Genomic DNA, 18,824 nt, shown 5'->3' with positions numbered 1-18,824 from the left:
CGCGGCGCGATCAGTAGCGCGTTGAGAACCGGTAGCCGGTGCCCCGAACGGTTTGAACCATTTTATCATGCCCACTGGTTTCTAACGCCTTGCGGAGCCGACGGATATGCACGTCAACGGTACGGTCTTCCACATAAACGTTAGTGCCCCAGACGTGATTAAGCAACTGCTCACGGCTATAAACCCGCTCTGGGTGGGTCATAAAGAAGTGCAGCAGCTTGAACTCGGTCGGCCCCATGTCCAACGCCTGATCGTTAGCCATCACGCGGTGGGAGGACGGATCCAGGCTCAGCCCTTGCATTTCAATCACTTCTTCCACCGCCATCGGTGAAATGCGGCGCATGACCGCCTTGATGCGCGCCACCAGCTCCTTGGGCGAGAACGGCTTGGTGATATAATCATCCGCCCCCACTTCCAGGCCGCGCACGCGGTCTTCCTCTTCGCCGCGCGCGGTCAGCATCATGACCGGAATATCGCGGGTCAGCGCTTCGCGCTTCATATGTTTGATAAACTGAATGCCGGAACCGCCGGGCAACATCCAGTCGAGCAACACTAAATCAGGGAACGGCTCAGACAGGCGCGTCACGGCGCTGTCATAATCCTCGGCTTCCAACGGTTGGTAACCATTCTGTTCCAACACAAAGCACACCATCTCACGGATCGGCGCTTCGTCTTCCACCACCAGTATGCGTCTTGCCATCGTCAATCCTGCCAATGTGTTAGCGACTTTGCGGGCGCCATTATGCGTCAGTTTTGTGACACTTTTATGAAAAAAAGCGGCTGTTATAGGCAGTAAGCATAGCGATTATTTCCCGGCGCAAAGAAAAATCATTCCGTAGTCGTCGCCATTGCGTCGGGACAGCCGCCGCCGCGGCCTTTATAATCATCGCCATTACCTTTGCATCCGGGAGTGTCATGCGCCTGATCCACACCTCTGACTGGCATCTTGGCCAGTACTTTTTCACCAAAAGCCGCGCCGCCGAGCACCAGGCTTTTCTGAACTGGCTGATCGAACAGATCGAGCAGCAGCAGGTGGATGCGCTGATCGTCGCCGGGGATCTGTTCGATACCGGCTCGCCGCCCAGCTACGCCCGCGAGCTGTACAACCGCTTCGTGGTGGAACTGCAGCGCACCGGCTGCCAACTGGTGGTGTTGGGCGGCAACCACGACTCGGTAGCGACGCTGAACGAATCGCGGGAACTGCTCTCTTGCCTGAACACCACGGTGATCGCGAGTGCGCAGGGCTCCCTTGAGCAGCAGATCGTGGTGCTGAATCGGCGCGACGGCCAGCCGGGCGCCGTGCTGTGCGCCATCCCGTTCCTGCGGCCGCGCGATCTGCTCACCAGCCGCGCCGGCGAATCCGGCGCGCAAAAACAGCAGGCGCTGCAGGAAGCCATCGCCGAACATTACCAAACGCTGTATCAGGCGGCCTGCGACCGCCGCGAGCGGCTGGGCCTGCCGCTGCCGATCGTCGCCACCGGCCACCTGACCACCGTCGGCGTCACCACCTCCGACTCGGTGCGCGACATCTATATCGGCACCCTCGACGCCTTCCCGGCGCAGGCCTTCCCCCCTGCCGATTACATCGCGCTGGGCCACATTCACCGCGCGCAGAACGTCGCCAAGTCGGAACATATTCGCTATAGCGGTTCACCGATTCCGCTCAGCTTCGATGAACTGGGCAAAGCCAAAAGCGTCTTCCTGGTCGATTTCGCCGACGGCGCCCTGCAGCAGGTAGAGGCGTTAACGATCCCGCAGTTCCAGCCCATGCAGCTGATTAAAGGCGATCTGGCCGAGATCGAACGGCAGCTGCAGCAATTTGCCGACTATGCCGGCGAGCTGCCGGTGTGGCTGGATATCGAAGTGGCGACGCAGGACTACCTCAGCGATATCCAACGCCGCATCCAGCTGATGGCGGATGAGCTGCCGGTGGAAGTGGTGCTGCTGCGGCGCAGTAAAGAGCAGCGTCGCCAGGCGATCGCGCAGCAGGACAAGGAAACGCTGAACGAGCTGAGCGTCAATGAGGTGTTCGAACGGCGCCTGGCGCAGGAGGCCGACATGCCCGAAGCGCGCCAACGGCGGATGCATCAACTGTTCCGCCAGGTGGTCGAGGCGGTGCAGCACAATCCTGAGGAGACCCAACCATGAAGATCCTCAGCCTGCGGTTAAAAAACCTCAACTCGCTGCAGGGCGAGTGGAAAATTGACTTCACCGCCGAGCCGTTCGCCAGCAACGGCCTGTTCGCCATTACCGGCCCGACCGGCGCGGGCAAAACCACCCTGCTGGACGCCATCTGCCTGGCGCTGTACCACCAGACGCCGCGTCTCAACGTCACGCCGAGCCAGAATGAACTGATGACCCGCCACACCGCCGAATCGCTGGCGGAGGTCGAATTCGAGGTCAAGGGCGTCGGCTATCGCGCCTTCTGGAGCCAGCGCCGCGCCAAAAACGCGCCGGACGGCAATCTGCAGGCGCCGAAGGTCGAACTGGCGCGGCGTGAGGACGGCAAGATCCTGGCGGATAAAGTGCGCGATAAGCTGGAGATCACCGCGGCCATCACCGGGCTGGACTTCGGCCGCTTCACCAAATCGATGATGCTGTCTCAGGGGCAGTTCGCCGCGTTCCTCAACGCCGACGCCAACGATCGCGCCGAGCTGTTGGAAGAGCTGACCGGCACCGAAATCTATGGGCGGCTGTCCGAACAGGTGTTCGAATCCCACAAGCAGGCCAAAACCGACCTGGATGCGTTGCACCAGCGAGCCAGCGGCATCGAGCTGCTGAACGATGAACAGCGTCACTCCCTGACTGAACGGCTGACGGCGCTGAGCGCGCAGGAAAGCGCTCTCGGCAAGCAAACCCAGCAACAGCAACAGGCGCTGAGCTGGCTGCAGCAATGGCAGCGCCTCCAGCAACAGCAAAACGAGGGGCAACGGCGGCTGGAAACCGCCCAGCGCGAGCAGGCCGAGGCCGCCCCGCAGCTGCAGCGGCTGGCGCTGAGCGAACCGGCCGAGAAATTGCGGCCGCTGCGCGGCGAACGCGATCGCTGCCGCGTCGAGTTGCAGACGATACAACAGCAGGCAGCCCAGCTGACGCAGCAACAGGAGCAGCACTCGGCACAGCTGGCGCCGCTGCAGCAGGCGGTGGAAAAGGCCCGTCTGGCGCAGCAAGCCCATGCCGAGCATATGCGGCAGCAGCAACAGCTGATCGATGACCAGGTCGCCCCGCTCGACCATCAGATCGCCCAACTGCAATCGACGCAGGCCGAGCGGCGACAGGCCGGCGATGCCGCCGCGCAGCAGTGCGCCCAGCAGCAGACCGCACTGGAGCAGCTCACCGCCCAGCGCAGCCAACTGACGGCGCAGGCCGCACAGCATCAGCAGCAGTTGAACGCGCTGACCGAAGCGCTGGCCGCTCAACGGCAACGGCAGCAGGCGCTGGAGGCGCAAACCCCGCTGGCCCCGCTGCGCCAGCGCCTGAGCGCCCTGGCGGATCTGCGCCCGACGCGCCAGCAGTTATTCACGCTCGCTTCCCTTTACCGTCAGACCCGCGAGCGTCTGGCCCGGCAACAGGCAGAGCACGCCGAGCGGCAAACGCAGCTCGCCGGGCTGCAACACCAGCTGGAGAACGCGCGTCAGCAATTCAAACAGCACAAGGCGCAGCTGCAGGAAGTGGAGCGGATCCACGAGCTGGAAAAACGCATCGTCAGCCTGGAAGCGGAGCGCGCCCTGTTGCAGAGCGGCGCACCCTGCCCGCTGTGCGGCTCCACCAGCCATCCGGCGGTGGAGCAATATCAGGCCGTGCAGCCTTCGGCGACGGAACAACGCTTGGTTGAGATGCGCACCCTCGCCGAGAAACTGCAAACCCAGGGCACCGAGCTGCGCACCCGCTGTGAAGGCCTGCAAGAGCAGCAGCAACGCCAGCAGCAGGCTATCGCGCAGGATGAGCAGCAGCTGGCTGCCCAACAGCAGCAATGGCAGCAGCTCAGCGCGCCGCTGGCATTCGACTTTACCCTGGCGGAGGGCGAGCAACTCAGCGCCTGGCTGAGCGGCTGCGACGACGAAGAGCGGCGCGGGCAGCACGCGCTGCAGCAGCATGAACAGGCGGCGCAGGCGGTGCAACAGGCAAAAGACGCGCTCGCCGCTCTGCAAACGCAGCAGCAGCAGGCGCAGCAACAGCTGGCGCTGCTCGAAGAGCGCTTTACGCTGCTGCAGAAAACCCACGCCGACAGCCTGCAACAGCAGCAAGACCTGCTTCAACGCAGGCAGGAAGGCGAGAAGACCCTCGCCGAGCGGCGCGCGCAGCGGCTGGCGCTGTTCGGCGAACAGCGAGTCGCCGAGGTGCGGGAACAGCTGCGCGCCAAACAAACCGCCTGTGAACAGGCCAGCTTGCAGGCCGCCGAGCAGTGGCAAAAGGCGCAGGAACTGCGCGAGCGCCTGGCCGGCCAGCAGGCCGGGTTGCAACAACAGCACACCCAAATGCAGGAACGGCTGCAGCAGGCGGAGCAGCAATGGCAGCAGGCGCTGGCCGACAGCGAATTCGCCGATGAAACTGCCTTCGCCGCCGCGCTCCTGGACGACGCCCTGCGCCGCGAATTGCAGCAGCGCAAAGAGCAGCTGCAGCAGCGGCAGGTAGAGGCTGCGGCCCTGCTGGCTCAGGCAACGCAAACGCTGGAGCAGCATCGGCAGAACCGCCCGGAAGGGGTGGATGAAGCCAACGCGGATCTCGACGCACTCACCCAATCGTTGGCCGAGCTGGCACAGCAGTTGAAGGCGCTGCAGCTGAGCCAGGGCGAGCTGCGCAACCAGCTGGAAAGCGACGCCGCCCGCCGTCTCAATCAACAGGCGCTGTTCGAGCAAATCGCCCGCAGCCAGCAAGACTACGACGACTGGAGCTACCTCAACCAGCTGATCGGCTCGAAAGAAGGCGACAAATTCCGCCGCTTCGCGCAGGGGCTGACGCTCGATCATCTGGTTTATCTGGCCAACCTTCAGCTCGGCCGGCTGCACGGGCGCTACCTGCTGCAGCGCAAAACCAGCGACGCGCTGGAGCTGCAGGTGGTGGACACCTGGCAGGCCGACGCGCTGCGCGATACCCGTACCCTGTCCGGCGGCGAGAGCTTCTTGGTCAGCCTGGCGCTGGCGCTGGCGTTGTCCGATCTGGTCAGCCACAAAACCAGCATCGACTCGCTGTTCCTCGACGAAGGCTTCGGCACGCTGGACGCCGAAACCCTCGATACTGCGCTGGACGCGCTGGACAGCCTGAATGCTTCCGGTAAAACCATTGGCGTGATCAGCCACGTCGAGGCGATGAAAGAGCGCATTCCGGTGCAGATCAAAGTGAAAAAGGTCAACGGGCTCGGCGTCAGCCGGCTGGAGGCGCACTTCAGGCTGGAATGATCCCGCCGTGCGCGGTACAGAAGTGTGACCGCGGCGGCACTCCGCGGTGAAAAGCGTTGAGCCGCGGCGAGCACGGGTTATTATGCAGGCATAACAGGATTGTTACTGTATCCCCTCCGCCGCTCAGGCCACAGGACAGAAACATAAAATACAGGCAAAACCTGACGCCCGGGATCGCTTCCGGGCGTCAGGTTTTTTCGTTTTCAGGATGCTGAAACACCGGGAAAGACCATGAAAATCGCTAAAATACTCAATAATAACGTGGTGATTACGCTGGACGACCGTCAGGAAGAGACGGTGGTAATGGGAAAAGGAATCGGCTTTAAAAAGAAGCCCGGCGACACGCTGGACGAAAGCCTGATCGAAAAGGTGTTCACCCATAACGGCGGCGAAATCGCCGAGCGTTATAAAGAGCTGCTCTCCGAGATCCCGCTGGCCTGCGTCACCACCGCCGACAAGATTATTACCCTCGCCCGCGAACGGCTGCCGGGCAAGTTGCATAACATCGTCTACATCACGTTGACCGACCACATCCATTTCGCTCTGCAGCGCCATGCGGAAGGGTTGGATATCAAAAATGCGTTGCTGTGGGAGATTAAAAAGCTCTATCCGGCCGAGTTCGCCGTCGGCCTGGAGGCGCTGGCCCTGATCGCCCAACGGCTGGATACCGCGTTGCCGGAAGACGAAGCCGGATTTATCGCCCTGCACCTGGTCAACGCCCAGCTTAACGACGAGATGCACAATACGCTGCACATCACCCGCGTGATGCAAGAGATCCTCAACCTGGTCAAATACCACTTCCGCTTTGATTACAACGAGGAAGCCCTGAGCTACCACCGTTTCGTCACCCATTTGAAATTCTTCGCCCAGCGCCTGCTGGGGAAAAACTACGTCGACAGCGACGACGACTCGCTGTATCAGGTGGTGAAAGAGAAATACCGTGAGTCATTCGCCTGCGCCGGCAAGATCAACCGCCACATCGAAAAGCACTATCAGCATCAGCTCACCACGGAAGAGATGATGTTCCTGACCATTCATATCGAACGGGTGCGCAGCGAAAGCGAGGAAAAACCGGCTTAACGGCGGGCGTCCGCCACCCGTACGCCGTACTGCGGAAACACCGCGTCGGCGGAGATCAGCGTCAGGCCTTCGGCCTGCGCCTGTGCGATCAGCATGCGATCGAAAGGATCCTGATGATAGGGCGGCAGTTGCCCGGCCTGTTGGCAGTGAAAGGCGTCCATCGGCAGCGCCAGAAAATCTTCGGCCTCGATGATCGCAAAGATGTCTTCCGGCAGCGCCAGCTTGCCCAGCGCCTGTTTGATCGAGATCTCCCAAATGCTGGCCGCGCTGACGTATACCGCGTTGCCGGGATCGGCGATCTGCCTTTTGGCGTTCGCGCCCAGGCAGGCGTCATCAATCAGCCACCACAGCAACGCGTGGGTATCCAGCAGCAAGCGCTTCATTCATCGCCCTCAAACAGCGCCGCAATGGCCGCGTCCCCCGCGTTGAAATCCGCCGGCACGGTAAACTTGCCCTTGGCGGCGCCAGGGCGGCGCGCTTCGCCCTGGATGGCGACCAGCTGTACGTACGGCTTCCCTGCTTTTGCAATAATCACGGTTTCTCCCTCCGCGGCTCTGTCCGCCAGCTGGCTCAGATTGGATTTGGCTTCGTGCATATTGGCCTGAATTGCCATACGCGTCCTCCTTAGCTAAGTTAGCTAAAGCATAAAGTGCCGTCCAGTTTTTGTACAGGGAGTCGTTTAAAGCGCGAGCAGTCTCGCGCTTTGTTGCAACGCTTAGCGCTGCTGTTGCGGCCACAGCCAGGCCGCACCGCGTACGCCGCTGGAGTCGCCGTGCACCGCCTTGCGGATCGGCGTTTCACACTCGCCGCCAAATACCCAACCTTTCACCCTTTCAGGCACCGTGCGGTACAGGCGATCCACGTTGCTCATGCCGCCGCCGAGCACCACCACGTCCGGATCCAGAATGTTGATCACGTGCGCCAACGCTTTCGCCAGCCGCATTTCGTAGCGAACGATCGCCTGCTCCGCCAGCGCATCGCCCCGCTCGCTCAGCGCCATGATCTCGTACCCTTGCAGCGCGTTGCCGCTCAGGCGCGCATAGTCGGTGGCGAAACCGGTGCCGGAAATAAAGGTTTCGATGCAGCCCGGCTTGCCGCAGTAGCACGGCACTTCGCGGGCGTAACGCAGCTCATCGTCATCCTGCCACGGCAGCGGATTGTGGCCCCATTCGCCGGCGATGCCGTTGCCGCCGGAATGCGCCTGGCCGTTCAGCGCCACGCCGGCGCCGCAGCCGGTGCCGATAATGACCGCAAACACGGTTTGCGCGCCGGCGCCTGCGCCGTCGGTAGCTTCCGACACCGCCAGGCAGTTGGCGTCGTTGGCGATACGCACCTCGCGCGCCAACAGCACCGACAGATCCTTGTCCAACGGTTGGCCGTTGAGCCATACCGAGTTGGCGTTTTTCACCCGCCCGGTAAACGGCGACAGCGTGCCGGGAATGCCGATCCCGACCGATCCCTGTTCGCCGGTATGATCTTCCGCCAGTTTCACCAGCCCGGCGATCGCCGCCAGGGTTTGCCCGTAGTCATGGCGCGGCGTGGCGATACGATGGCGAAACAGCTCCCGCCCGTCGTCCGCCAACGCAATCACTTCAATTTTTGTCCCGCCCAAATCGATGCCAATGCGCACGTTTTTTTCTCCTCGATGCAGCGCAGCGTTGCCACAGCCTAATGTAAGCGCGCGGATGAATCACCTGTTTCCCTCTCCCCGGCCAGGCCTTTTCCGCTGCGTACGGCGACGCAATTCGGAGAGAATGGGGCGATTTTTCAGCGTCAATTCGTTATCATGCCGCCCTGCTTTTGACGAATCAGCGTGCCGAACGCACGCCCAGCCAGGGATAACATTATGCTGTGGTTTAAGAATTTGATGGTTTACCGTTTGAGCCGCGAAGTGGCGTTAAACGCGGATGAAATGGAAAAACAACTCAGCGCGTTCGCCTTCACGCCGTGCGGCAGCCAGGACATGGCGAAGACCGGCTGGGTCTCCCCGATGGGCTCGCACAGCGATGCGCTGACGCACGCGGTCAACGGCCAGATCGTCATCTGCGCGCGCAAGGAAGAGAAAATCCTGCCGTCGCCGGTCATCAAGCAAGAGCTGCAGGCCAAGATTGAGCGCCTGGAGGCGGAACAACACCGCAAACTGAAGAAAACCGAGAAAGACGCGCTGAAGGACGAAGTGCTGCACAGCCTGCTGCCGCGCGCGTTCAGCCGCTTCAATCAGACCTTCATGTGGATAGACACCGTCAACGATCTGATCATGGTCGATGCCGCCAGCGCCAAACGCGCCGAAGATACACTGGCGCTGCTGCGCAAGAGCCTCGGCTCGCTGCCGGTGGTGCCGCTGACCATGGAAAGCCCGATCGAACTGACGCTGACCGAATGGGTGCGTTCCGGCGAGATGCCGGCCGGCTTCGCCATTCAGGATGAAGCGGAACTGAAAGCGATTCTGGAAGAAGGCGGCGTGATCCGCTGCAAGAAACAGAATCTGATCAGCGACGAAATCGCGGTGCATATCGAAGCCGGCAAGCTGGTGACCAAACTGGCGGTGGACTGGCAGGAACGCATTCAGCTGATGCTGTCGGACGACGGCTCGCTCAAGCGCCTGAAGTTCGCCGACACGCTGCGCGAGCAGAACGACGATATCGATCGCGATGACTTCGCTCAGCGCTTTGACGCCGACTTTATCCTGATGACCAGCGAGCTGGCGGCGTTGATCAAAAACACCATCGAAGCGCTCGGCGGCGAAGCCCAGCGTTAATCCCGCCGCAGAAACGACCAGGGCCCAGCATCCGCTGAGCCCTGCGTTCCCCTAACGAACAAAATTTATTTGCTCAGGTAGCGGCACAGATAGGCGGTCGCATCGGCCACCTGCAGGTTGAACTCGCTGTGCCCCGGCACGAAGAACTTCTCGCCCGGCGTAAACACCTGCCAGTCCGGCGCCCCCGGCAGCAGCACTTTCAGCGCCCCGGTGATCACCGTCATTTCTTCCGGTTGCGCGGTGGAGAAGGTGTATTCCCCCTCTTCCATCACGCCCACGCTGGTAAGACCGATGCTGCTACTGTCAAAACCGATAGACTTCACTTTTCCGGCAAAATACTCATTCACTTTCAGCATAGACTGGCACCCGCGTAATCATCTTGATGGAAAATCCATATTGGGGGATTGCGGTTGATCTGTCACTGGTTTTTCGCGCGAAATGCGATCGCGGCGCAGAGGAAAACGCTGCAGGGCCTCTCACCGGCAGCCAGGGCTGCTGAAGCCCTGGGCGATCCCTGGGCGCAAAGCGCCTGAAGCCGCGTCGAGCGGTGACTTATCGCTATTTGAATCAGTCGATTAACTCTGCGGCCAGCTTGGCGACCAGTACGTTCGACAGCAGCACCGGCACCGACAGACGCGCCTGCAAAAAGGCGCGATGGCGCTGGTGATAACCGATGCAGTCGAGCACCACCACCTCCGCCCCTTGCCGCAGCAGTGCGCAAGCCGCCTGCTCCAGCGCGGCCTCATCTGCCAGATAGGGGCTGGCGACGGCATAGCTCGGCGGCGTCGCCAGCTGCCGCCATTTACCCGCCTGCTGCCCAACCTGTTCCGCCATCGGCACCACGATGCCGACGCGGTGTGCGCCGACGATCGCGGAGATCAACGGCGGAATAATGCGATCCGGCTCCAGCAACAGCGCCTGTTCCGCCTGCAAGCGGCCGAATTCGCCGGTGCACAGCAACAGGATCACCTGGCACCCCGCCGCCTCCAGCTCGCGGATCTTCTGCTGCAACCCGCTTTCGACGCGAGCGGCACCGAGCGTCACCTGCGTGCCGTCCAACAGGCGCGACACCAGCAGCTTATCGCCCTGTTGCGGCGCATAACGCTCGGCGATCTGCCCGGCATCCAGGCCGTCCAGCAAACCGACGTGCCTCACCCGCTCCGCCGGCAGATAAGCAGACAGCAGCGGCATGATATCGCTGCGCGGCGCCTGACCGAGGGTCAGCGTGGCGAATGAAGCCGTCATGGATCTATCTCCTTTTTTGCAGGTGGCTCAGGCTGCCGTACAGCGCCAGCAGCTGGCCGTATTCGGCGGCATCGTAGAACCGGCAGGTGCCGCGGCCGAATTCTTTGGCAACTTCCACCGCGAATTTGGCCGCCAGCGCGATGTCCGTTTCGTGGCTGGCGCCGGTGCCGCAGCCCGGCACCACCGATTCGCTGCAAATCGCCACGCCAACCACCGGCGCCGCAGTAGCGGTCGAGGGCTGCAGGATGCTGTTGAGGTGATGCACGCCGTTGCCGTAAGGGGTGATGTCCTGCGTGGTGATCGGGAAGGTCACCGCCGGGCGGCCGCTGGTCATCTCCATGATGCGCAACAGATCTTCCGCCACCCGCAGGATGTAGCCCTCTTTCACCGTCGGCGACAGCGCATAGCCTTTGTGGTTGATGATACGGTTGCCTTTGGTGGTATCGATCGACAGGATGGCGTCCGCCTCCGGCACCACTTCATTATCGTTCATCGTCACGTCATCGATCGGCGAATCCATAAAATCGACTGGATCGTGCGGGCGGGTCGGCGCGTTCGGGCAAATATGGGTGGTGACGATCACATCGCCTGGCAGCGTGTCGCCCTTACGCTGCATCTCCGCCAGCTTCAGCGCGGCGGCAATGGCAGCGATCGCACCGTCGCCGTCGGACACCAGCCCGATACGCGTCGGCCGCGCGCCGATGCCGCCCAGGCGGCCGATAATGCCCAGCGTCGGCGCCGCACCGCCAGCGAATTTGCCTGCGCTACCGGGGATCTCGATGCGCACGAAATCGGTGCCACCCTTCGGCCCGTCGGCGCGCAAGGTGCTGGCCCGGATCGCCGGGTAAGGCGCAAACAGATCGACGACGTCCTGGCCGCTGACGAATGCGCTATCCATCAATTCAAAAACCTGCAGCGTTTGTTGCAAACTCATGGTCGTTTTACCTCACCAATGTCATCGGCAGGGGCTATTTGCCCTTGCTGGAAAAAATCGAGCTGAAGAAGTTGTAGAGCGCGTCGCCGGCGATAAACCCAGCCGCCATGATCTCCATCGGCGTGCGGCCGCGATCGCCCCAACGGCGCAGGATCGCCACGCGCAGCGCGATGCCCACCAGCACCGCCCACCCGGCCAAGGCGTTGTTGATCAGCAGGCCGGTCGCCAGCAGCACGCCGAGCTGGCGCTTAGGGCCGCCGATCAGCTGTACCACGGCGCCGGGGATCGCCCAGATCAAAAGGCTCCAGGCGATGCCCGGCTGCGCACCGGCTTCGATGGTCTTCGCGTAAACGCGCGCGACCGGCGGGATCAGGTCCTGCAGGAAATAGCTGTGATAAGAGAGGTAAACCACCGGAATGGCGATGAGGAAGGCGATCAGCGCCGCAAACAGCTGAATGCGGCGCCCCAGCAGCTCCTGCCGCAGATCCTCGCCGTAGCCGCGCAGGATGAAGCCGGCTTTCAAATCAAAGCCCATGTCGGCGAAAGCCGGCCCGGTGGCGGCGGTAAAACCGGTCAGGATGCACAGCGCCAGCGGTGGGAAACCGATCAGGATACCGACGATCAGGGTGATCAACGCCACCGCGAACGCCGGAAACCAGCCGGAGTGCATGGCGGCGATACCGACGATCAGCTCATGAACGAAAGCGGCGAACGCCGCGTAAATCACGAACAGCGCCAACATCGGCAGCGACATCTCGCTAAACAGCCCGCCGACCAGAGCCAAAAACGCGGCGATGGCAATGTAGCCGACTGCGCCCAGGCCGAGCGCTTTGCTTACCGCACTGTCCGGCTGGGTATAACCGGCGCTATCGGCGCGGCGGCTACGGATCACCTGCGCAACCTGGATCAGCGCCACCAGGCCGGCGCCGACCATCACGCCGTGCGGAATAAAATGGGCATTGATATCGAAACCGGCCACCGGCTCGGCGTAAGCCCGCAGCAATAGCCCGACGCCGAACATGCTCAGCGCCCAGATATTGCCGATAAAGGCGGTGCCGAAGGCCGCCATGGGGATCTTGAGCATTGATCCGGCGATGCCCACCCCTACGCCCACCACCAAAAGCCAGGCCTGCTTGCCGCCGCGATCGCCGGCTTTAATCGCCTCCGCGGCGGCGACGCCGGGCGGCCAGGCATTGGCGGCGGGGAACACTTTGGTATCGAACAGGCGATAAAGCAGATAGGCGTCGAGCAGCATCGCCGCCGCCACGCCGCAGAACATCGGTAAAATAAGCTGCGGTTGCCCCATCACGTAAGGCACCGCAATCGGCATCAGCAGGCAATTGGCCGCGCCGAAGGTGGCGGAGGAGATCACCGTCTGCGCCAGGTTCTGGGTGTGCACCGAGCGGTAGCGTTGGAACATTTGCAGCGGAATACGTGCCAACAGCATGGCGATCAGCGCACCGATGATCGAGGTGTTGGGCGTCACGCCCAGCGTGGTGATCAGCTGAACGCCGATGATCGCTCCCACCACCGAAAGCAGCGCCATGACCAACAGCGTGCCGGCCTCTTTTAGCGGATTATTTGATTTCATGCTTGGTTTCCCTGAATATTCCCTGCCGCGTGGCGGAAATAACGCCAGGCGATAGCTCGCCGCGGCAGTTCCATTATTTGGAACTGCCGGCGTCATAACGTGATTATTTTCTTATTTACCCTATCTATTTATCACCAATAAAATACGGTGAAATATAATTAATGAGTTCCCTGGTGTCGGCGCTCGTTAATTATGATGCAACACGATAGCTCAGGCGCGTTATTTGATCTGCTGCCAATAATCATCGCCATATTTTTCCGCCAGTTGGCGGCTGACTGCGATTAATTCAGCCAGGACTTCCGGTACAAACGGCTGCTCCTCGCCCTGCGAGGGGAAGGACAGGCACAACCCCACCGTCTCGCTGCCGTGCTTGTTCACCAGCGCGGTCGCCAGCGAACTGATGCTGTTCAGGGTTTCATTGCGCGCCAGCGACCATCCCTCACGCCTCACCTGCTGCAACTTCTGCAACAGCGCATCCAACGTTTGCGGCGCATTGGGCGAAGTCGCCCGGTAACCGCCGGCGTAACGCGCCCGAACCTGCTCGTCGCTTTCACGCGCCAATATCGCCCGGCCGACCGAGGTTTCCGCCGCCGGTGAACGGTAACCCGCCGGAGTCACCACCTGCAAAAAGTGGCGGCCGGGGAACATGCGCATCACCATGATTTCCTGCCCTTCCAATATCGAAAGGTAGCCGGTACAGGCCGTCTGGCGGCACAGCTGCGCCATACTGGCCGCCAGGCTGTCCACCAGCGGCATCGACAGGTAGTGGCTGGATGCCGCCAGCAACAGCGCGCCGATGCGGTAACGCCGGCTATCGGGATCGCGCTCCAGCATGCCCTGATTTTCCATGGTCTGCAGCAGGCGCGATACCGTGCTTTTCGGCAACGCCAGTTGGCCCACCACGTCGCTGAATGCAATGCCCGGCTGGCCATGCATCACGCGTTGTTGAGAAAAGAGTTTTAATACCGCAGCGGCATTTTCCAGCGTTGTCATGATCCGCCTTGTTCCATTATATGGAACTCAGTTCCTGTTTTATAATTAAAAACTAGAACCCGAACTCCTCAGCGTCAAGCTGTTTATTTTTTGTCAGCCGCGAAATAAAAGGCATTCGTGCTTTTTAAATGAAAATATCGCGCAGAACGCCAACTTATCCGCGCCAAATAAAATAACGATACGCTTCGAAAATAATGAATGGCAGGACAAGCTGCTGAAAAATGAGTTTATCAGGAGGAGATATTGTCGCGGCTCAAAAACCCGCGCCGCGCAAACTGAAATCGATCGGCAACGTCAATTCCACCGTGCCGTTGACGTAAGCATCCGCCGGCGGCGTAGGCAACGGCGAAGCGCGCTTGACCAGCGCCTGGATTTCGCGATCCAGCGACGGCAGCCCGGCGCTGCTGACCAGCGTCACCGCCAGCACATGGCCCTGCCTGTCCAACGTGAAACGCACCTGCCCAACGCCCTGGCGCTTCAGCCGCAATGCGTCTTTGGGGTAACGCTTAAAGCGATTAAGGCGGCTGTTGATGCGGCTGCGCCAGCTATCCTCCCCCGCCTGCGCATAGGGCATCAGGCGGGTTTGCGGCGCGGCCGTTTTATCTGCCCGGCCCGGCGGCGGCGCGCCGACGCTTTGCTCCTGAACCTTCGGCGGCGCGATCGTTTTCTCCTGCGGCGGCGTGCGCGGCGGGAGGGTTTTCTTCACCGGCTTGGGCGGTTTTTTCTGCTTCGGCGCTACGGCGATGTTCGGCCGTACGGCTTCAGGCACCTTCACCGTCGGCAAGGGTTCCGGCGGCGCCGGCGGCTCAACCGGAGGCGGGGGCGTCCTTTCTCCCGGCGGTTGTTTTACCTCGGCCGGGGCCTGCGGTGCGGCGGCCATCACCACCATGACCGCCGGCGGCGGCACCCACGGCGGCGCGGCCTTGTCTCGCCAGGGCCAGAGCAGCGCCGCGGCCAGCAGGTGCAGCGCCAGCACCAGCACCAGGCAACGGCGCCAGGGCATAGCGGCGCCGGGCGCGGCGAAAGGCAGTGGAGAAACCGACATGCTCACTCTTCCGTCAGCGCCAGATGAAGGCGATCGGTCAGCGGTTTGAACAGGTAGTTCATCATCGAACGCTCGCCGGTGCGGATGAAGCCTTCGACCGGCATCCCCGGGCGGATCTCCAACCCGTTCAAGCGCTGCAGGCCCGCTTCGCTGACCTTGGCGCGCACGCTGTAATAGGGCGCACCGCTTTTCTCGTCGGTCAGGCGATCGGCCCCGACCAGCGTCACTTCGCCCTCAACGCGCGGCGTGGTGCTTTGGTTAAACGCCGAGAACAACAGCTCGACCGGCAAGCCCACCTGCACCTTGTCGATCAGCTCGACCGGGATACGCGCCTCTACCTGCAGCCCTCGATCGCTGGGCACGATCTCCATCAACTGCTGACCGGCACCGATCACGCCGCCTTCGGTGAACACGCTCAGCCCCACCACGGTGCCTGCCACCGGCGCTTTCACCTGCGTATGGCCCAGATCGGCCTCCGCCTTGGCCAGGCGGTTATCCAGTTCGTCCAGCTTCATCCGCACCTCGGCCAGCTGGCTGCTGACCTCTTTCTGATACTCTTCCCGCCGCTGGATCGCCCGCAGCTTCAGCTCCAGGATCTGGCGCCCCAGGCGGCCGATATTGCCCGTGTCCTCGGACGCCTGGCCGTCGATCTGCGCATACTGCCCTTCCAGATCCAGCAGCCGGTTGCGCGCCACATACCCCTGCGCCGCCAGCTTGCGCATGCCGCCCAGCTGCTCCTGCAACATGGCCTTTTGCCGCTGTTTGCTGGCGTAAGACTGCCGGATCCCCTCCAGCATCGCCTGCGATCCGGCGATGCTCTCCGCGATCGCCGCCAGCTCGCTCTGCAACGCCGCACGGCGGCTGGTGAACAGCTGCTGTTGCAACAGCATCAACGACATCACCTCCGGCTCCTCCCGCCGCGCTTGCAACAACGCGGGGAAAACGATCGCCTGCAGGCCGTCGCGCTCGGCCTGCAGCCGCGCCCGCTGCGCGGCGTTGCTCAACTGCTGGCTGCGCAGCGCATCGCGCTGGGTGCGGCTGTCGACGGTATCCATCAGCAACAGCACCTGCCCGGCGCGGACCCGATCCCCCTCATGCACCTGAATTTGCGACACCACGCCGCCGCTCGGGTGCTGTACCGCCTTGCGGTTACCGGCCACCACCACGCTGCCGGAAACCGGCACGCCCTTATCCAACGGTGCCAACAGCCCCCACAGCAGGAAGCCGCCAAATCCCAGCAGCACCAGCCAGCCGCCGAGCCGCAGATGACGCCCTTCGTCGAACTGTCGGGAAAGGGCGTCGATATCGCCGGGGATCACACTCTGATTGCTCATACTTTTCGTTCACCGCTGGCCGTTTTGGCAAAGTTGGCGTAGTTGACGTTGAAACCGCCGCTGCTGCGGCCGGCATTGGCCGGTACGGCAGCGGGCGCAAAACCAGGCAGTTTCTTCAGGATGGCGTCGCTGGGGCCGAAGTGCTGCACCTGGCCGGCGGCCAGCACCAGCAGTTTGTCGGTCGTCGCCAGGATCGCCGGTTTGTGGGTCACCAACACGATGGTGGTGCCGCGCGCCTTCAGCGCTTCGATCGCCCGTTGCAGCGCCTCTTCCCCTTCACGATCGAGGTTGGCATTCGGTTCATCCAGCACCACCAACGCCGGAGAGCCATACAGCGCGCGCGCCAGCGCCACCCGCTGACGCTGGCCGCCGGACAGGCCGCTGCCGCCCTCGCCCAGCTCGGTTTCATACCCTTTGGGCAAATGCAGGATCAATTGGTGCACGCCGGCCAGCGCGGCGGCGGCCACCACCTTCTCGGCGTCAACCTGGCCAAAGCGGGCGATGTTTTCCGTCAGCGTACCGGCGAACAGCTGGATATCCTGCGGCAGATAGCCGATATGCGGCCCCAGCTGCTGTTTGTCCCACTGCCGGAGATCCGCGCCGTCCAGCCGCACGTCGCCGCTGAGCGGCGTCAGCGCGCCGACCAGTTGGCGCATCAGCAGCGTTTTGCCGGAGCCGGATGCGCCAATGACGCCCAGCACCTCGCCGGCCTCCAGACGAAAACTGACGCCGTGCAACACCGGTACGCTCCCCCCGGGCGCAGCGGCGGTCAGCTGATTCACGGCCAATGCGCCGCTGGGCGCCGGCAGCGGCAGGCTCGCCGCCTGCGGCGGGTTGGCGGCCAGCATCACCTCCAGCCGCTGCAGGGACTGGCGCGCCGACGACCACTGCTTCCAGGCGCCGATCAGCTGATCGATCGGCCCCAGCACCCTGCCAATCAGGATCGATCCGGCGATCATCATGCCCGGCGTAATGTCGCCGTTGACCGCCAGCAGCGCGCCGCAGCCCAACATCAGCGACTGCAGCGCCAGCCGCACGGTTTTCGACCAGGCGGTGACGGCGGCGATTTTCTCACTGGCGCGGTTCTGCAACAGCAGGAACTGCTGATGCTGCCGCAGCCAGCGCAGGCGCAAGTCGGTCAGCATCCCCATGGCGGCGATGGCCTCCGCATTGCGCAGGTTACCGTTGGCCTGCTGCGTGGCGCTCAGCGCGACCCGGCCGGCCTCCGCGAGCGGCGCCTGCGACACCCGCTGGTTGAGCCAGGCCAGCAGCACCAGCACGATCACTCCGGCGCTGGCCAACGCGCCAAGCCAGGGGTGGAGCAGAAAAACCACCAGCAGATAAACCGGGAACCAGGGGGCATCGAAAAAGGCGAACAGCGCATTGCCGGTGGCGAACTGGCGCAGGTTGGTCAGATCGTTCAGCGCCTGCCCTGCCAGCGGGTTGCCGGTTTTCAGATTGGTTTCGAAGGCGGCGTCGTAGACCCGCTGATTCAGGCGCATATCCATCTGGGCGCCGAGGCGGATCACCACCTGGCTGCGCACCCACTCCAGCAGCCCCATAAACAGGTAAAGGCCGACCACCATCAGGGTCAGCATCGCCAGCGTCATGCGGTTGCCCGACGGCAACACGCGATCGTAGACCTGCAGCATGTACAGCGCCGGGGCCAGCATCAGCAGGTTGATCACCGCGGTAAACAGCGCGATGCCCCAAAATCCGCGCCGGTATGCGGCCAGCACGCTCATCACTTCTCCGCGCCTGACGGCGTTTTTCATGGCGTTTTCCATCGGCTAAAAACGAGAAAATGCCCGCCGGGGCGCGCGGCACCGGCGGGCAAACGGCCGCGATCAGGCCGCCAGCAGTTCCGGGCTGTCGGCATGCTGCACGCCCACCGCCGTCGCTGCCGCCACCTGATCGAAGGTGGAATTGACGCTCAGGCCGTAGTCGTCGAGGATGCCGTTCAGCGCGGTTTCCAGCGCGCCGGTATCGCCGGACATCAGGCCGTACACCACCTGATGCACCACGCCATCGTGGCCCTGCGCCTGCAGGCTGCTGAGGTTCAGGCCGCCGAAGCTGACGTCAGGCACCTGGATGTTGTACGGCGTGGAGCCGCCGCCGTTCAGGCCGTCGCCGAACGACAGCGAATCCAGCTGGCCGTACAGGGTGTGCGCCGGGGCATTGAACAAAGTGTAGGTCAGGTTGCCGCCCGCCACGAACGAGGTAACGTTGTTGGCGGTGCTGGTCACGGCGTATTGGCTGCCGGACAGGCTGCCGCCATAGAAGCCGCCGCTGTTGGAGTCGGTGACGTTACCGTTGGTGTGGTTGATATCGCCAAATGACGACGCCCACTCGTTCAGATAGTTATGGATGCTGTAGCTGCCGAAGCTGCTGTCATAGTTGACTGAAAATGCCATTTCTCTATCTCCATTGATGAATGGCGCCCCTTGC

At 62.6% G+C, this 18,824-nt stretch carries 17 protein-coding genes; 4 read left to right on the top strand and 13 right to left on the bottom strand.

The features are described from left to right. Positions 1–10 precede the first annotated feature (10 nt). Positions 11–700 carry a phosphate response regulator transcription factor PhoB gene (phoB, locus tag EKL15_RS07730; RefSeq protein ID WP_004940438.1) on the bottom strand — a complete coding sequence of 230 codons (690 nt, stop codon included), beginning with the start codon at positions 698–700 and terminating at the stop codon, positions 11–13. Positions 701–915: 215 nt separating this feature from the next. Between phoB and sbcD the strand changes: the two genes are divergently transcribed. The 3 genes from sbcD (at position 916) to licT (ending at position 6,476) form a co-directional block, all read left to right on the top strand. Then, positions 916–2,148, top strand: a complete 1,233-nt coding sequence (sbcD, locus tag EKL15_RS07725; protein WP_087763275.1) for an exonuclease subunit SbcD — start codon at positions 916–918, stop codon at positions 2,146–2,148. Then, positions 2,145–5,396, top strand: coding sequence for an exonuclease subunit SbcC (sbcC, locus tag EKL15_RS07720; protein ID WP_203089193.1), 3,252 nt, complete (start codon positions 2,145–2,147; stop codon positions 5,394–5,396). Before sbcD ends, sbcC begins: the two co-directional genes overlap by 4 nt. A 231-nt stretch (positions 5,397–5,627) precedes the next feature. Beyond that, a complete protein-coding gene (gene licT, locus EKL15_RS07715; RefSeq protein ID WP_100396230.1) occupies positions 5,628–6,476 on the top strand; it encodes a BglG family transcription antiterminator LicT in 849 nt (282 codons plus the stop codon). On the opposite strand, the gene EKL15_RS07710 is transcribed toward licT, so the two are convergent. The 3 genes from EKL15_RS07710 to mak all read right to left on the bottom strand — a co-directional run bounded on the left by EKL15_RS07710 (position 6,473) and on the right by mak (position 8,106). After that, complete coding sequence (locus EKL15_RS07710; protein WP_033637281.1) at positions 6,473–6,859, bottom strand: type II toxin-antitoxin system VapC family toxin; 387 nt, start codon at positions 6,857–6,859, stop codon at positions 6,473–6,475. The two genes, licT and EKL15_RS07710, sit on opposite strands and share 4 nt — an antisense overlap. Next, positions 6,856–7,089: a type II toxin-antitoxin system Phd/YefM family antitoxin gene (locus EKL15_RS07705; RefSeq protein WP_049199831.1), complete on the bottom strand. Its 234-nt coding sequence runs from the start codon at positions 7,087–7,089 to the stop codon at positions 6,856–6,858. The genes EKL15_RS07710 and EKL15_RS07705 overlap by 4 nt, the downstream gene beginning before the upstream one ends. Before the next feature lie 102 nt (positions 7,090–7,191). Beyond that, positions 7,192–8,106 carry a fructokinase gene (gene mak, locus EKL15_RS07700; RefSeq protein ID WP_060440588.1) on the bottom strand — a complete coding sequence of 305 codons (915 nt, stop codon included), beginning with the start codon at positions 8,104–8,106 and terminating at the stop codon, positions 7,192–7,194. A gap of 216 nt (positions 8,107–8,322) precedes the next feature. Here mak and rdgC point away from each other — a divergent pair, with 216 nt between their 5' ends. Then, complete coding sequence (gene rdgC / locus EKL15_RS07695; protein WP_004940461.1) at positions 8,323–9,234, top strand: recombination-associated protein RdgC; 912 nt, start codon at positions 8,323–8,325, stop codon at positions 9,232–9,234. A gap of 65 nt (positions 9,235–9,299) precedes the next feature. Here rdgC and ppnP read toward each other — a convergent pair whose 3' ends face one another. The 9 genes from ppnP to EKL15_RS07650 form a co-directional block, all read right to left on the bottom strand. Further along, the gene (gene ppnP, locus EKL15_RS07690; RefSeq protein WP_004940463.1) at positions 9,300–9,590 is read right to left on the bottom strand and encodes a pyrimidine/purine nucleoside phosphorylase; all 291 of its coding nucleotides are present in this window, start codon (positions 9,588–9,590) and stop codon (positions 9,300–9,302) included. Positions 9,591–9,801: 211 nt separating this feature from the next. Beyond that, the gene (locus EKL15_RS07685; protein WP_060423313.1) at positions 9,802–10,479 is read right to left on the bottom strand and encodes an AroM family protein; all 678 of its coding nucleotides are present in this window, start codon (positions 10,477–10,479) and stop codon (positions 9,802–9,804) included. Between the two features lie 4 nt (positions 10,480–10,483). Continuing rightward, complete coding sequence (locus tag EKL15_RS07680; RefSeq protein ID WP_060440589.1) at positions 10,484–11,413, bottom strand: DUF1177 domain-containing protein; 930 nt, start codon at positions 11,411–11,413, stop codon at positions 10,484–10,486. 34 nt (positions 11,414–11,447) lie between these two features. Continuing rightward, the gene (locus tag EKL15_RS07675; protein WP_060420419.1) at positions 11,448–13,004 is read right to left on the bottom strand and encodes an OPT/YSL family transporter; all 1,557 of its coding nucleotides are present in this window, start codon (positions 13,002–13,004) and stop codon (positions 11,448–11,450) included. A gap of 219 nt (positions 13,005–13,223) precedes the next feature. Continuing rightward, complete coding sequence (locus EKL15_RS07670; RefSeq protein WP_060423304.1) at positions 13,224–13,997, bottom strand: IclR family transcriptional regulator; 774 nt, start codon at positions 13,995–13,997, stop codon at positions 13,224–13,226. Positions 13,998–14,250: 253 nt separating this feature from the next. Further along, positions 14,251–15,042: an energy transducer TonB gene (locus EKL15_RS07665; protein ID WP_100396231.1), complete on the bottom strand. Its 792-nt coding sequence runs from the start codon at positions 15,040–15,042 to the stop codon at positions 14,251–14,253. Between the two features lie 2 nt (positions 15,043–15,044). After that, a complete protein-coding gene (locus tag EKL15_RS07660; protein WP_064290409.1) occupies positions 15,045–16,376 on the bottom strand; it encodes an HlyD family type I secretion periplasmic adaptor subunit in 1,332 nt (443 codons plus the stop codon). Beyond that, entirely contained in the window at positions 16,373–18,151 is a 1,779-nt protein-coding gene (locus EKL15_RS07655) for a type I secretion system permease/ATPase (RefSeq protein WP_201965192.1), read from the bottom strand. The genes EKL15_RS07660 and EKL15_RS07655 overlap by 4 nt, the downstream gene beginning before the upstream one ends. A 72-nt stretch (positions 18,152–18,223) precedes the next feature. Further along, a complete protein-coding gene (locus tag EKL15_RS07650) occupies positions 18,224–18,790 on the bottom strand; it encodes a heme acquisition protein HasA (RefSeq protein ID WP_033642038.1) in 567 nt (188 codons plus the stop codon). Positions 18,791–18,824: the final 34 nt, after the last annotated feature.

The sequence above is a fragment of the Serratia sp. 4542 genome (assembly GCF_016805595.1).
GTDB lineage: Bacteria > Pseudomonadota > Gammaproteobacteria > Enterobacterales > Enterobacteriaceae > Serratia > Serratia nevei.
Note: the sequence above shows the minus strand (reverse complement) of the source record. Positions and strands in the feature narration are given on the sequence as shown.

Excerpts from the sequence above, each read along its gene's own strand:
- phoB (WP_004940438.1), bottom strand. The coding sequence starts at position 700 with ATGGCAAGACGCATACTGGTGGTGGAAGACGAAGCGCCGATCCGTGAG.
- sbcD (WP_087763275.1), top strand. The coding sequence starts at position 916 with ATGCGCCTGATCCACACCTCTGACTGGCATCTTGGCCAGTACTTTTTC.
- sbcC (WP_203089193.1), top strand. The coding sequence starts at position 2,145 with ATGAAGATCCTCAGCCTGCGGTTAAAAAACCTCAACTCGCTGCAGGGC.
- licT (WP_100396230.1), top strand. The coding sequence starts at position 5,628 with ATGAAAATCGCTAAAATACTCAATAATAACGTGGTGATTACGCTGGAC.
- EKL15_RS07710 (WP_033637281.1), bottom strand. The coding sequence starts at position 6,859 with ATGAAGCGCTTGCTGCTGGATACCCACGCGTTGCTGTGGTGGCTGATT.
- EKL15_RS07705 (WP_049199831.1), bottom strand. The coding sequence starts at position 7,089 with ATGGCAATTCAGGCCAATATGCACGAAGCCAAATCCAATCTGAGCCAG.
- rdgC (WP_004940461.1), top strand. The coding sequence starts at position 8,323 with ATGCTGTGGTTTAAGAATTTGATGGTTTACCGTTTGAGCCGCGAAGTG.
- ppnP (WP_004940463.1), bottom strand. The coding sequence starts at position 9,590 with ATGCTGAAAGTGAATGAGTATTTTGCCGGAAAAGTGAAGTCTATCGGT.
- EKL15_RS07685 (WP_060423313.1), bottom strand. The coding sequence starts at position 10,479 with ATGACGGCTTCATTCGCCACGCTGACCCTCGGTCAGGCGCCGCGCAGC.
- EKL15_RS07680 (WP_060440589.1), bottom strand. The coding sequence starts at position 11,413 with ATGAGTTTGCAACAAACGCTGCAGGTTTTTGAATTGATGGATAGCGCA.
- EKL15_RS07675 (WP_060420419.1), bottom strand. The coding sequence starts at position 13,004 with ATGAAATCAAATAATCCGCTAAAAGAGGCCGGCACGCTGTTGGTCATG.
- EKL15_RS07670 (WP_060423304.1), bottom strand. The coding sequence starts at position 13,997 with ATGACAACGCTGGAAAATGCCGCTGCGGTATTAAAACTCTTTTCTCAA.
- EKL15_RS07665 (WP_100396231.1), bottom strand. The coding sequence starts at position 15,042 with ATGTCGGTTTCTCCACTGCCTTTCGCCGCGCCCGGCGCCGCTATGCCC.
- EKL15_RS07660 (WP_064290409.1), bottom strand. The coding sequence starts at position 16,376 with ATGAGCAATCAGAGTGTGATCCCCGGCGATATCGACGCCCTTTCCCGA.
- EKL15_RS07655 (WP_201965192.1), bottom strand. The coding sequence starts at position 18,151 with ATGAAAAACGCCGTCAGGCGCGGAGAAGTGATGAGCGTGCTGGCCGCA.
- EKL15_RS07650 (WP_033642038.1), bottom strand. The coding sequence starts at position 18,790 with ATGGCATTTTCAGTCAACTATGACAGCAGCTTCGGCAGCTACAGCATC.